Source organism: Lactococcus sp. FSL K6-0773, from assembly GCF_038006485.1.
In the GTDB taxonomy this organism is placed as follows: Bacteria; Bacillota; Bacilli; order Lactobacillales; family Streptococcaceae; genus Lactococcus; species Lactococcus lactis.
In genome coordinates this window covers 1553356-1567920 of record NZ_JBBOVF010000001.1, presented here as the reverse complement: position 1 = coordinate 1567920, position 14565 = coordinate 1553356, and the positions used below count along the sequence as shown (strand labels likewise).

The window sequence follows — 14565 nt, the reverse complement described above, 5'->3', positions numbered from 1 at the left end:
CGGATAACCATCCGTATTTTTTTAATCATTAAAATCAAAGCGAAGTTTCATGTGATTGGAACCAGAAATAACCATTTTACCAAGAAGTTCAGTTTGAGCAGTCAGAGCAATCTGTGCAAGTTTTTCGTTCACTGCTTCAAGTGATTGGTCACTTCCTTTGTCGGTTTCGTTTTGTAAGGCTCTTAATTTTGCCATTGTGTTTAGGTCAAAATTGTCTCTTTTATCGACATAGCCTTGGAAATTACTGTCTCCTAGAACAGCGGTCATTGTAGTCAACCAATACATTTTGGTTGGGTCAAAGTCGGCTTTTGTATCGCGATAACAAGTAGGGGTATCACTTACTCTAGCATAAAATGGAACAAGGCTATTGAAACTGTTAGGTCCAAAAGCAAGCCAATGAATGCCAGCAAGCTCCTTGTCTATATTATCTCGAATTTGTAAAACATGGAGTTCCAAATTACGATTGAGTCCAATTGGTCGAATCAATTTTTGTTCTGCGGCGCTTGATGTTGTGCTGTATGGGTCATAAGCTGTATTTTCATAATGACTTGACATGACAAACTTAATTTCTTCAATGGAAATTTTGCGATTGGCATGGCAGATGAAAGGTAAATCTTGGTTAAATGGATCGTCATTTCCTGTGGTTTCTGGAGAAAAATAGTTTTGCACATACCAAGCGCGTGGATTGTTGTAGCACGTGTCTTTAATGGTACTTGAACCAAAAATATGACGAAGGTTATAACCATCAAAGTCTGGATTAAGCTTGTTCTTATCAATAAATTCTTTCAAACCAGTTGAATAAATCGTGTCAGAACTTTCAAAATCATACCAATCAATATTAAGACGATTAGGAGCAATAACATAAGCGTCGTCGGGGATACGAATAGCTGCCCATTGATGTCCACCTAGTGTTTCTAACCACCAAATTTCATCTTTATCAGAAAAAGCCATCCCATTTGATTCATAAGTTCCATATTTTTCTAAGAGTTGCCCCATCCGTTCAACACCCTCACGCGCACTCTGGATATAAGGGAGGGTAATTGTTGTGAAGTCTTCTTCACCTAGTCCTGTTTCAACATAAGGGTCCAATCCCAAGATACGACTATTTATTGTTGAGGTTTCTGTCGCAGTCATGGCAACATTCTCACTATTAATTCCAGCCGCTGCCCAAATACCATAGCTTGAATCCGCGTCAGGTGTAGAAGTATATGATAGGGGATTTTCTGGTAAGTCAAATTCACAAGCTGTGGCGATAGAGCGATAGTGCTTGGGTTGATTTTCAGGATTGATGACAACAAAACGTTGAGGATTAGGTTTATCCCCACCATCTTCGTTTCGTGCAATTAAAGTTGTGCCATCTAATGAGGCTTTTTTACCGACGAGAAATGTTGTACAGGCCATATGAACTCCTTTATAAAGATATAAGTGATTTGTGCTAAGTTCCTCAAAGCTTAAAGTTCTTATCATTATACTACAAAATGCTATTTTTATATAGCTTTATTAGACTTTATTTGATGTTCATTCTTCAAAATATTATAATGAATGAGTAATCATTTATTCAGTTTAAAAGGAGATATCATGTCTGAAGAACAAACATTAAATGAGGTTTATGCTGATACCCTAAAAAAAATGGAAAATTTGACAGAAAAGCAAAAAAAAGTTTTACAGGCGTCATTAGAGCTCTTTGCGTCACAAGGCTTTGAAGCGACAACTTCTCAACAAATTGCAAAAAGGGCGGGAGTTTCTGTTGGTTCTGTTTACCACACTTTCCCCACGAAACAAGCCATTCTTGTAGCGGTACTTGCACCTATCTTTGAGGGAACAATGGATACTGTCGCCAATCAATTTAATGATAATACATTTGGCAAAGGATTTGAAAGCGTGGAAGAGCTCGTTAAGGTAACCATTGCTGACCGTTTTTATTTTGCCGATAAAAATATAAATGTGATTCGCTTGATGTTGGGACAAATGCTTGTTAATTCCGTTTTTGTTGAAGACTTAAAAAATTTTTTCGAGCAACAGGCTAAACAGTTAGTTTTACCAACAATTGTTCGCCTCCAAGCTGAACAAAAAATAAAAAATCTTCCGATTGAAAAAATTCTACAGATTCTTTTTTATCCTTTAGCGACCTATATAGGTAAAAGAGTTTTGGGAATTAACAATATGTCATTAGAGGAAGAAATAGAATTTGCCACTGAAATTACTATAAAGACACTCAAAGTTTAATTTTTGACAATCATGAATTGAAGTGATAAAATTACTTCAACAAGAAAAATGAACGAGCACTCATTCATTGTTTAAGGGAGAATAATATGAAATCACCGATTGCTATTAATGATATTAGTGTGAAATTTGGCGATAAGGCAATATTAGACCATTTATCCTATGAATTTGAAAGTGGAAAAATTATTTGTTTGATTGGACCTTCTGGAGCTGGTAAGTCAACGTTTATCAAGGCCATTGTTGGAATGCAAAAATTGGATTCTGGCAATGTTAAGATTCTTGAAAGAAAAATTCCTGACAGAGAAGTATTAGGGAAATTAGGCTATATGGCGCAAGAAGACGCCCTATTTAAGGAATTGACCGGCAAACAAAATTTAGAATTTTTTGGTTCTTTGCAAGGAATCAAAAAAAAGGATTTACAAGGAAAACTTGATAAGGCAGCTGCTACAGTAAATCTGACTAAGCAGTTAAATCAATCAATTTCTAATTATTCAGGAGGAATGCAAAGGCGCTTATCACTCGCTATTGCTCTGCAAACGGATGCTCCGATTTTACTTTTAGATGAACCAACTGTTGGGATTGATCCAGAATTGCGTCAAGAAATTTGGGAAGAGCTGCGAAATCAAGCAAATCAAGGGAAAACAATATTAATTACGACGCATGTTATGGATGAAGCTGAACGTTGTGATGTCGTACTGATGCTTAGAAATGGTAAATTTATAGCAGAAGGTTCGCCAAAGGAAATTAAAGAAAAGTATCAAGTTGCCTCGGTTGAGGAAGCCTTTATTGTTGCGGGAAAAAATTTAGAGTTAGAAAATAAGGGGGCAGCGAAATGAGAACACTTGCTATCTTTAAACGAATTATGCTTCAACGGCGTGGTGACCCTAGGACGCTGGCAATGATGTTTTTAGCTCCAATATTTATTTTGACGCTCATGTACTTTCTCTTTCAAGTACCGTCAAATACTGCTTACAGAGTGGGTTTGAAGTCTGATAATACAGAATTAACAAGAGCTTTGAAGGATATGCCAAATGATAAAGCACATCTGAAAGTGATTAGTGTTTCTGAAAATAATCGCTCAACAATGAATGAGAAAGATTTGAGTGCAATTGTTAGTATTTCGGGAAAAAATATTGATGTTAGTTATGCTAATCAGTCAAATGGAACAAGTTCTGCGATTAAGCTACTTTTAACACAAGTCATTCAAGAAAGCCAAGTTAAGGCAACTAAAGAGGAGACTAAGCAGGCTCTGCAAAATTTGATAAGTAAGTTACCTCAAACATCAGGTCAAAGTTTTTCAACAATTTTCAGGGTTGATACAGAGCAGTATAAAGTAACGAGTCACTATTTGTACGGAGATCCTAATAGTACAAATGCTACTTTTGATGATTTAGCACCGATTTTAGTTGGAGCCTTTGCTTTCTTCTTGGTGCTTCTAATTTCAGGTATTTCATTAGTGAACGAGCGAACCTCAGGGACGCTGGGGAGAATGTTAGTCACTCCTGTGAAACGAACTGAAATCGTGACGGGCTATACTTTGAGTTATGGAATTCTTGCAATGATTCAAACAGCACTCATGGTTGTTTTTACTTATTGGATTTTAGGGGTTCATAATAACGGAAATATTGGTTGGGTCTTTGTCATTAATTTCTTTATCGCCATCATCGCTTTATTGTTTGGATTACTTTTATCCACATTAGCAAAAACAGAATTTCAATTTGTACAGATGATTCCTTTAGCGATTGTTCCCCAATTTTTATTTTCTGGTTTGATTCCTGTGGATACGATGCCTGTCATTCTTCAAGCAATCGCTCATTGTATTCCGGTTTATTATGGAATTTCTGCCATGCAAGAGGTAGTTAAAAGAGGAGTAGGATTCTCTGGAATCTGGTTTGATTTGCTCATTATGCTACTTTTTGCGGCTCTGCTCTATCTTGCGAATGTTTTAGCTTTGAAAAATGTTCGTCGGACTTAAAAATATGCTTTTGATTGTATAACTACTGGATAGTCTATCTGGTGGTTATTTTGGTTTTTAAAAGAAAAAGAAAGTACTTTTTTGTTATAATTAAAGCATGAAAAAAATTACAGTACGGACAAAAGCAGCAAAGAAATTGCGGGCTGGCTATCCACTTTTGGTGGCAGAAGATTTAAATTCACCCCTCTTGGAGGATGATTTTGCACAATTTTTTGATGAAAAAGGGCAAGCGCTTGGAACAGGTTATCTTTCAAAACAAAATAAAGGAGTGGGTTGGCTTTTAGATTCTTCGTCAGTAAAAATTGACCATCATTTTTATGTGGAAAAATTTGTCAATGCACGCGCTTTACGTGCGAACTTCTATCAGGATGAATTGACGAACGCCTTTCGTCTTTTTAATGGTGAAGGAGATGTATTAGGCGGCTTAACCATTGATTTTTATAATGGTTTTGCAGTCTTTTCTTGGTACAATCAATTTATATATAGTCAAAAAAAAGCGATTGTTAAGGCTTTTCAAGTCGTGTTCCCAGATATTAAAGGGGCTTATGAAAAACTTCGTTTTTCTGAGGCTGCTTTAGAAAGTCAACATATTTTTGGCCAAGAAGCGGCTGAACCTTTGTTGGTCATGGAAAATGGCGTGACTTATGCGACTTATCTAAATGAAGGGTTAATGACAGGAATTTTTCTTGACCAAAAAAATGTTCGCGGGGCACTTGCGGGCGGTCTTTCAACTGGTAAAACTTTACTAAATATGTTTAGTTATACAGGCGCTTTTTCAGTTGCAGCAGCTTTTGGAGGAAGCAGTCAAACAACGTCAGTCGATTTGGCGAAACGTTCGCTTGATAAAACGAGAGAACAATTTTTGCTCAATGGAATTGAACCAGAGAGTCAAAAAATCTATGTGATGGATGTTTTTGGTTATTTTAATTATGCTAAGAAAAAAGAATTGACTTATGACATGATTGTCCTCGACCCTCCTTCATTTGCCAGAAATGGTAAAAAAACATTCTCAGTAGCTAAAAATTATGGCGACCTTGTTAAAGAAGCTGTTGAAATTTTAGAAAATAATGGGACATTAATTGCATCAACAAATGCAGCAAATGTTTCTGATAAAAAATTCCGTCAAATGATTGAAGAAGCGCTCAAAAATAAGGGAGTAAAATTTACCGTTTTCCAAGAAGAAAAATTACCAGCTGATTTTCATATTGCTGACAGCTTTCCAGAAGGAAATTATCTTAAAGTATTATTTATTAAAATCAAAAAATAGTCTGTCATTACTGACAGATTTTTTTGTCAGTAAAAATTTTACTGACAAAAATAATGATTAATTACAAATGTGAGCGCTTTACTATCTGCTTTCTATATGATAAAATGCAAGAATAAGTCTAATAATTCCCGACTTTTTTAGATAGAAAGCAGAGTGTGAATGAGGGATCGAAACCTCATTTACTTTTATTATGGATAAAAAATATTATCAATTACTAAAAAAACAGTTTTCGTCAAAGGAAGCAGTACTGACAGAAATTATTAATTTGAGTGCTATTTGTGAACTACCAAAAGCAACAGAGCATTTTATGAGTGATGTGCATGGTGAATATGATGCTTTTAATCATGTTTTGAGAAATGGTTCTGGCAGTATCAAAGAAAAACTTAGAGATTGTTTTCCAGAATTTTCTGCGACAGAAATATCATCACTTGCAACCTTGATTTATTATCCACAAGAAAAACTAGATTCTGAGTGTCAACTAAAAGAGACAGAAGAATTTGAGAACTATTGTCAAATCAATTTAGTTTATCTTTTAAAGACTGTAAAATTTGTCGGTCAAAAATATACTCGTTCAAAAGTCCGAAAAGCTTTTCCAGAAAAATTTCGATATATCTTAGAAGAGTTAATCAATGAAGTTGATTCTACGACTGATAAAAGAGATTATTTTGATTCAATCCTTTCGCAATTGCAAAATTTGGGTGAACTTACTCGCTTAATTGTTGCACTTGCAGATACGATTCGCAGATTGACGGTTGACCACCTTCATGTGGTGGGAGATATTTATGATCGAGGACCTTATCCAGATAAAATCATTGACCGCTTAATAAAAATGCCCTCAGTTGATGTTCAATGGGGCAATCATGATATTGTATGGATGGCAGCTTTTAGTGGTTCACCTTTAGCCATGATGAATGTAATTAGAATCTGTGCCCGTTATGGAAATCTCGATATTCTTGAAGAATCTTATGGGATTAATTTACGGATGATTTTAGAGTATGCTGAACGTTATTATGAGCCAAGTGAGGCTTTTCAACCACGTTTGGTCGACGGGGTTCGTTTGTCAGATGATGAAAAGGCACTCCTTAATAAATTACAAGAAGCCACAGCCATTTTACAATTTAAGTTAGAGAGTCAGTTGATAAAACGCCGACCTGATTTTCAACTTGAACATCGTGATGTCCTTCATTTCATTGATTTTTCCGAAAAAACAATAAAATTGGGAACTGAAGTTTATGAATTAACTGATTTTCAAGCGCCCACAGTAAATCCTGAGCAGCCTGAAAGTTTGACCGCTGAAGAAGAAAAAATAATCAGTCATTTATTAAATAATTTTAGAAGTTCTGATAAACTTAAACGTCATGTTGAATTTTTACAAGAAAAGGGAGCCATGTATCTTTCTTACAATGGGAACTTGTTGATTCATGGCTGTCTTCCCTTACATGAAAATGGTGATTTTAAATCATTTACGGTGAACAAAGAGGCTCATGCTGGCCGTGATTTACTTGATTTCTTTGACCAAGAGGTTAGAAAATGTCTTGCTCATCCAGAAAATTCGACGGATTTAGCTACAGATTTGATGTGGTATCTTTGGGTGGGAGAATGCTCTTCATTATTTGGTAAAACGGCAATGACAACCTTTGAACGCTATTATATCAAGGATAAGAAAACGCATGTGGAAAAGAAAAATCCTTATTATCAATTGCGTGAGGAAGCTGAAATTATCAGGAAAATTTTAGAAAACTTTGGTTTAGATGAAGGGGGACATTTGGTGAATGGGCACACCCCTATCAAAGAAAAAAATGGTGAAAATCCAATCAAGGCAGATGGAAAGTTGATTGTGATAGATGGTGGTTTTGCAAAAGCTTATCAAAAGGAAACAGGAATTGCTGGGTATACTCTTCTTTATAATAGTTTTGGCATTCAACTGGTTGCTCATCAACCCTTTTCAACCGTTAAAGAAGCAGTTGAAAAAGGGACGGATATTATAAGCCTGAAACGCTTGGTAGCCGAAGTTGACCAAAGAAAACGAGTCAAGGATACAAATGTTGGCCAAACTTTGTTAAGTGAAATAGCAGATTTAGAAGTACTTTTTGAACATTATGAGGAATTTTAAAAGTACCAGTGTTGGTACTTTTTATTTGTTTTCCAAAAAAGACAATAAAAAAACTCAGCCTTAGCCGAGTTAATATTAGTGCGGTGGGCGGGACTTGAACCCGCACCAAGAAAATTCCCGACAGGATCCTTAATCCTGCGCGTCTGCCAATTCCGCCACCACCGCAAAACAGTACTTTAATATAGTACCATTTCTATAAAGAATGTGCAAGCCTGAGCTAGGGCTAACTTATTGTTGGAAATAAGATGCGATTTGGGCAGCGTGTTTTCCAGCAACAAAACCTGTCACAAAGGCGCAGGTAATATTATAACCGCCAGTGTATCCATTAATATCTAAAAGTTCACCGGTCATGAATAAACCTTGGGTTTGTTTACTCTCCATACTTTTAGGATTTATTTCTTTGAGAGAAACACCGCCACCTGTTACAAAAGATTTCTCAATTGGTAAAGTTTTGCTAATTGTGATTTGCCAATTTTTGAAAAGACTAGCGATTTTATCAATTTGCTGCTCAGATAGCGTCTTGGCAGAAAGACTAGGGTCAATTCCAGCTTTTTCAAGGATAAATAGAAGCATACGTTCTTGGGTCAATCCTGAGAAGGCATTTTTAATTGATTTATCTGTTTTAGAAAGGCTAGTCAGTTCATTTTTCAAAGAGCCCAACTTTTTTTCGGGGAATTGGTCTAAGCTGACTGTGACCATTTTTTCACCTTTAGCAAGAAGTTGGTTAATGAAACTTGAACAACGCAGAGCAGCTGGACCAGAAATTCCGAAATGCGTAAATAATAAATCATGCTGATGAGAGATGATTGCTTTTCCCTTAGAATTGAGTACTGAGAGTTTGATTTCACGTAGGGAAATGCCTTGAAGACTTTTGTCTAAAATGAATGGTTCGTCAGAAATCAGGGCAGATTCAGTGGCATAGAGTTGTGAAATACTATGCCCTGCTGAGCGTGCTAAACGATAGCCATCACCAGTTGAACCTGTGGAAGGATAAGCGCGTCCGCCTGTTGAGAGGATAATTGTAGGGCTTAAAAAGCTCTCGCTATCCGTTTCAAGACCAATTACCGCTCCGTTTTCAATGAGAAGCTTATCAACCGCTTGGCTTGGAAAATAAGAAACATGGAGGCTCAAAATTTTATTGAAGAGGGCATCAACAATTGTTTTTGATTTGTCGGTTATAGGGAACATGCGCCCGTGGTCTTCTTCTTTTAATTTAACACCATTGCTTTCAAAAAATTCGATAATATCAAGGTTAGAAAATTGAGAAAAGGCTGAATGAAGAAAACGACCATTTCCAGGAACATTTGTTAATATTTCGTCAACAGAGCGGGCATTTGTCACATTACAGCGTCCGCCACCTGTCATTAATAATTTTTTTCCGACTTTTTTATTTTTATCAATAAGAGCAACTTTTGCTCCGTTTTGCGCGGCTGAGATGGCAGCCATCATTCCAGAAGGGCCTGCGCCAACAACAATAACGTCAAATGTTTTAGCTGATTTTGTCATGCTTTAATTTTAACATGATGTGAGCAGAAATAGGGGAAAGAGTATTGAAAAATAGTAAATTTAAATTCAGCGAGCGATAAGGATTTTAAATATTGATATTTGATATTGGAAATCAATATGAAATGCGGTAAAATAGCATTATGATTGAACTGACTGATGAAATTTTAGCAAAAGTAATTAAAAAACGTAAAAAAGCTTCTTACAAAGGAACTTATGGTCGCTTATTAGTGATTGGCGGTAATCGTCAATATGGTGGTGCGGCTATTTTGGCGACGACAAGTGCAGTTTATTCAGGTGCGGGCTTAGTTTCTGTGGCACTGGCTAAAGAAAATCATAGTGCTTTACAGGCAAGACTTCCAGAAGCAATGACTTTAGATTTTGATGATTTGATAAAGCTAAGAGAAGTAGCAAAAGCTGCTGATGTTATTGTTATTGGTCCAGGATTGGGCTTAGAAAGACTAGATTTACTGACAGAAGTTTTGAATTTACTTACAGAAAATCAAAAGTTGGTCATTGATGGTTCGGCACTGACCCTTTTTGCTAGAGAGCATTTAGACTTACCATTTCCTGAAAATACGGTGTTTACACCTCATGAAATGGAATTGGAACGACTTTCTGGTTTGAAAATTGGTCAACAAACCAAAGAAGAAGTTCAAGATTTTGTTAATCAACTCGGAGCGATTGTCGTTGCTAAATCTTCAGAAACACGAATTTTTGCGCCAAATCGGGAATCATTTATCTTGAAAATAGGAAGTCCAGCTCAGGCAACTGGGGGAATGGGGGACACTTTAGCCGGGATGGTTGGTGGCTTTTTAGCTCAGTTTCATGGAGAAACAGAGGAAGTAGTTGCTGTTGCAACTTATTTGCATAGTTTAATTGCAAGCGTCTTAGCTCAGAAAACATATGTGGTCTTGCCAAGTCGATTGATTGAAGAAATTCCATTATTTATGAAAAAATATGAATGCTGATTAATTCTGTCAGTTCAATGCGACCATGGGGAGTATTGAAGTTGGGAAGAAAAAAATTACTGACGAAAATTTCAGTCCTACGTCAGCATTTTTTTCTTAGAATTTTTGTTATAATTAATCATCAAAATAAATGAAGATGAGGTCAAAAGATGAATGCAATTGAACTTGTGCAAGGCGCCATGAAAAAAGCAGAGAAAATTCGTCCAAAAGTAGGTGGTTTTCCATACTTGGCTGAATGTATGCGAGAAGCTGGAGTTTTAAAAAATGTTTGGACCCTTCCTGCCGGACAAAGCACGTTTTGGACAAGCGCTGGCGTAATTAGCGTGACCAATTCACCAATGGTGAGTGGTTTTCATGAGGTGCCAGTTTTTGACCAAGAAGCTTTGATTAAGGCCTTGCGGGCTGACCAAGCTGGACAAACGACTTTTCCGGAATTCTTGAGTGCCACTTGGGAAGCTGGTGTGATTTCTTATGAAGCTGATTTTTCAGAAAGAAAAGTCACTTATCTAGGAAGTCAAGGAGAAAGCTATGTTGAGGCCTATCCAGCAGTCGAAATTCATTAAAAAGTTACTGACAGAATGATTAAAATATTTGGTAAAATTATTTACTAAATTAATCATTCTGTCAGTAACTTTTCTGTTAATTTCTGATAAAAGTGCTATAATATTTGAATGAAAACTAAGAAAAATAAAGAGAAACTACTAAGAGTAGTTTCTGGAGAAAAGGGGAAATTATGCTAACGATTGGAAGGCGATATTTAAATTTTTGGCCTGTATTTTGGGCACTTTTTTTGTTAGTTATTCAAGTTGTGACTAATCTTTGGGTTCCAACGATTACAGCGAATATTATCAATAAAGGCATTGGTCAATCTGATATGAAATATATCTGGTTTATGGGTCTAATTATGCTTTTCGTTTCTCTGGCCAGTTGGCTTTCGGCAATTGGAAATGTTTATTTTGCTTCCAAACAATCTCAAGGATTGGGCTTAAAATTACGCCATGATTTATTTAAGAAAGTTTTATTCATGGACGAGCGCAACTTTCAGGAATTTGGTGATGCAACTTTAATTACACGTACAACAAATGATGTGACTCAATTGCAAAATGTCTTTCAAACGATGTTACGAATGATGCTCATGGCGCCAATGATGCTCATTGGTTCTATTTTCATGGCTTGGAAATTATCACATGATTTACTGCTGGTTTTTTTGATTGCCCTGCCTATTTTAACTTTGGCTGTCGTTATTAATATTGCTATTTCCATGCCACGGTTTCGGTCAATGCAAACAAAAGTTGATAAAATTAATCTGATTTTTCAACAAGGCTTGACTGGTGTTCGGGTGATTCGTGCTTTTAGACGAGACCAATATGAAATTGATAAATTTGATGAGGCTAACCGTGATTTGACACATACCAGTCAAGTGGTTTTGACGACGATTGCGATGTTAATGCCAATTATGACAGTTATTCTCAGTTTTACAAATATTGGAATTGTTTGGTTTGGCGCTCATCTTATCAGTAAAAATATGATGGAAATGGGTTCATTAGTTGCCTTTTTGACCTATGCCACACAGATTTTGATGTCATTTATGCAATTATCAGCAGTTGCTGTCATGGTGCCACGAGCTCAGGTTTCAGCTGTTCGAGTTCGAGAAATTTTAGAATCTAAAGATAAAATTACTGATGAAAATTCGAGCATATCCGTAGAGGCGCTAAAGCGCCAACGGCTATCCTCTGACGGAAATGACAAGTTGTCTGAAAGCAATTCTGTCCGCAATTCTCTAGCTCTTAATCATGTATCTTTCAAATTTGATGAAGCAAAAAGACAAGCGCTAAGTGACTTGTCAGTAAATGTAGCAGCTGGTCAGACCTTAGCAATTATTGGGGGGACTGGTTCTGGTAAATCAACGATTTTGAATTTGATTGCCAGATTAATTGACCCAACAAATGGAAGTGTCACAATTGATGGTACTGATATTCGCCAAATTTCACAGTATGACTTGCATGAAAAAGTTTCTTTTACGCAACAAAAAGCTCAACTTTTTTTGGGAACTGTCCGCTCGAATCTTCAATTTGGGAAAAGTGATGCAACAGATGAAGAAATGTGGCAAGCTTTGGAAATTGCACAAGCTGCTGATTTCGTTCGTGAACAAGGTGGACTTGAGCTGGCGGTCGAACAAAATGGCGCAAATTTCTCTGGTGGTCAAAAACAAAGAATTTCGATTGCTAGAACCTTGATTAAAGAGGCAGAAATTTATCTATTTGACGATTCATTTTCGGCCTTGGACTTTGCTACTGACAGACAATTACGAACAGCTATTAATCATTCGGAAAAACATAAAAATAAAATCAAGGTGATTGTGGCTCAAAGAATCGCAACCGTTATGTCAGCTGACCAAATCTTAGTTTTAGAAAATGGAATTGCCGCAGGACTTGGTACTCATGAAAGTTTGGCAAAATCCTGTCCGCAATATCAAGAAACAATGCAATCTCAACTCTCGGATGATGATTTGGTCAAGATGGGTGTTTCAATTGCACATTTGACCGCCAGAGGAGGTGATGACCAATGATGAGAGGAAATTATCTCAATCGAGGTGGCAAAGGGGCTGACCGTTTTCAAAAAGGTCGGCGAGCTCAAAATTTCTTTCCAACGATTATTCGACTTTTCAAATATATGCGCAGAGATTTATGGGGACTTCTTTTTTCAATTTTAATTGCTTCGCTGTCAGTCATTTTGTCGGTTCAGGCACCCAAAATTTTGGGAAATGCAACCACAGTGATATTTGATGGCGTAACAAAAAGTCTAAAAAATCATACCGCAATTCAAATTGACATGGCTAAGGTCGAATCTATTTTGCTTTATGTCATGGTCATTTATCTGATTTCATTTATCTCTGGGATTTTGCAACAAAGCATTATGACACGCATTTCGCAACGAACAGTTTATACTTTACGTCGTGAATTTAAAAACAAAATGAAAAAATTGCCAGTTTCATATTATGATAGCCATAGTAATGGGGATATCATGAGTCGAATGATAAATGATATGGATAATATTTCAGGGACTTTAAATCAAACTTTGATTCAGCTTATCACAAGTCTCTTGCAATTTGTTGGAACTATTTATTTCATGTTGACCATCTCTTGGCAGTTGGCACTCGTCGCCTTTATCACAGTTCCTTTGGCAATGATTACGGTAAGGATTGTCGCACCTTTATCGCAAAAATTCTTTGCGGAACAACAAAAAAATCTGGGATTATTGAATGACCAAATTGAAGAAAATTATGCAGGGCATGCGGTCATTAAAACATTCAATCATGAAGCCTCAGCTGAAAAAGAATTCGCAAAAAGAAATGATAATTTTTATAAATCAGCTTGGAAAGCTCAATTTGTATCGACTTTGATTTATCCAACCATGCGATTTATCAATAATTTAGATTACTTAGCCATGGCCGTAATTGGTGGTCTTAAAGTTATTTCAGGGACGGTTAATCTCGGAGATGTTCAAGCCATGTTGCAATATACCAATCAATTTGCACAGCCAATCACAAATATCTCGAATATGCTCAATACCATTCAGGCTACAGTTGCGTCAGCCGAACGAATTTTTGAAGTATTAGATGAAAAAGAAATGACTGACGGAATTCCTGTCAGTGAAAAAGTTGCTGACGAAAGTTCAAAAAAAGCTGTCAGTAATTTAGGAGCGACTGACAAGACTGATTTCATCAATTTTGACCAAGTCGCATTTTCTTATAATGAAAATCAATCCTTAATGACAGATGTTAATTTTTCCGTTGAAGTTGGGCAAATGATTGCCATTGTGGGACCAACTGGAGCAGGTAAAACAACAATGATTAACTTGCTCGAACGATTTTACGATGTCACTTCGGGAAAAATTTTACTTGAAGGAAAAGACATTCGCGAAATTAACCGTGAACAATTACGTGGACGAATGGCAATGGTTTTACAAGAAACCTGGTTGTTCTCAGGGACAATTATGGATAATTTACAGTATGGTCGTCTTGAAGCAACACAAGAAGAAGTGATTCAAGCAGCTAAAATGGCACATGCTGATGAATTTATCACCGCTTTACCTCAAGGTTATCAAACCCTTTTGAATGAAGCCGCAAGCAATATTTCTCAGGGTCAAAGGCAGTTATTAACCATCGCCCGTGCCTTTTTAGCAAATCCAGAAATATTGATTTTGGATGAAGCCACATCCAGTGTAGATACAAGAACGGAGCGCCTAATTCAATCAGCGATGAATCGTCTATTAAAAGGACGGACAAGCTTTGTCGTTGCTCACCGTTTATCAACTATTCGTGATGCCAATCAGATTTTGGTTATGGAAAATGGAAATATTGTGGAAATGGGGAACCATGAAAGTCTCCTTAAAGAAAACGGATTATATGCCAGCCTTTATAATTCGCAATTTGCAAAATAAGATATCGAAAAAATCAGTCTCTTTTTGATTGATTTTTTTGTTTATTAAGCGCCTATTTTGTTATAATGAG

At 36.6% G+C, this 14565-nt stretch carries 11 protein-coding genes and 1 tRNA gene; 9 read left to right on the top strand and 3 right to left on the bottom strand.

Features of this window, described 5'->3' with window-relative positions:
• Positions 1-21: 21 nt before the first annotated feature.
• Positions 22-1401, bottom strand: coding sequence for a C69 family dipeptidase (locus MHB61_RS07555; RefSeq protein ID WP_137016393.1), 1380 nt, complete (start codon positions 1399-1401; stop codon positions 22-24).
• Between the two features lie 177 nt (positions 1402-1578).
• Between MHB61_RS07555 and MHB61_RS07550 the strand changes: the two genes are divergently transcribed.
• The 5 genes from MHB61_RS07550 (at position 1579) to MHB61_RS07530 (ending at position 7578) form a co-directional block, all read left to right on the top strand.
• Positions 1579-2226, top strand: coding sequence for a TetR/AcrR family transcriptional regulator (locus MHB61_RS07550; protein ID WP_003131165.1), 648 nt, complete (start codon positions 1579-1581; stop codon positions 2224-2226).
• Between the two features lie 86 nt (positions 2227-2312).
• Positions 2313-3059 carry an ABC transporter ATP-binding protein gene (locus MHB61_RS07545; protein WP_003131167.1) on the top strand — a complete coding sequence of 249 codons (747 nt, stop codon included), beginning with the start codon at positions 2313-2315 and terminating at the stop codon, positions 3057-3059.
• On the top strand, positions 3056-4198 hold the full coding sequence (locus MHB61_RS07540) for an ABC transporter permease (RefSeq protein ID WP_003131168.1): 1143 nt from the start codon (positions 3056-3058) through the stop codon (positions 4196-4198). Before MHB61_RS07545 ends, MHB61_RS07540 begins: the two co-directional genes overlap by 4 nt.
• A gap of 97 nt (positions 4199-4295) precedes the next feature.
• Positions 4296-5465, top strand: coding sequence for a class I SAM-dependent rRNA methyltransferase (locus tag MHB61_RS07535; protein WP_003131170.1), 1170 nt, complete (start codon positions 4296-4298; stop codon positions 5463-5465).
• A gap of 190 nt (positions 5466-5655) precedes the next feature.
• Complete coding sequence (locus MHB61_RS07530) at positions 5656-7578, top strand: fructose-1,6-bisphosphatase (protein WP_033899336.1); 1923 nt, start codon at positions 5656-5658, stop codon at positions 7576-7578.
• Between the two features lie 79 nt (positions 7579-7657).
• Here the strand turns inward: MHB61_RS07530 and MHB61_RS07525 are convergent.
• Positions 7658-7743: transfer RNA gene (locus MHB61_RS07525), tRNA-Leu, on the bottom strand.
• A 63-nt stretch (positions 7744-7806) separates the two neighbouring features.
• Complete coding sequence (locus MHB61_RS07520; RefSeq protein ID WP_003131173.1) at positions 7807-9084, bottom strand: BaiN/RdsA family NAD(P)/FAD-dependent oxidoreductase; 1278 nt, start codon at positions 9082-9084, stop codon at positions 7807-7809.
• A 140-nt stretch (positions 9085-9224) separates the two neighbouring features.
• On the opposite strand from MHB61_RS07520, the gene MHB61_RS07515 reads away from it, so the two are divergent.
• From MHB61_RS07515 to MHB61_RS07500, 4 genes are all read left to right on the top strand, one after another.
• Positions 9225-10052, top strand: a complete 828-nt coding sequence (locus tag MHB61_RS07515) for an NAD(P)H-hydrate dehydratase (RefSeq protein WP_137016390.1) — start codon at positions 9225-9227, stop codon at positions 10050-10052.
• Positions 10053-10201: 149 nt separating this feature from the next.
• Positions 10202-10615, top strand: coding sequence for a DUF1398 domain-containing protein (locus tag MHB61_RS07510; RefSeq protein WP_003131176.1), 414 nt, complete (start codon positions 10202-10204; stop codon positions 10613-10615).
• Positions 10616-10785: 170 nt separating this feature from the next.
• On the top strand, positions 10786-12621 hold the full coding sequence (locus tag MHB61_RS07505; protein ID WP_003131178.1) for an ABC transporter ATP-binding protein: 1836 nt from the start codon (positions 10786-10788) through the stop codon (positions 12619-12621).
• Positions 12618-14495 carry an ABC transporter ATP-binding protein gene (locus MHB61_RS07500; RefSeq protein WP_058221459.1) on the top strand — a complete coding sequence of 626 codons (1878 nt, stop codon included), beginning with the start codon at positions 12618-12620 and terminating at the stop codon, positions 14493-14495. Before MHB61_RS07505 ends, MHB61_RS07500 begins: the two co-directional genes overlap by 4 nt.
• The last annotated feature ends 70 nt before the right edge of the window (positions 14496-14565 follow it).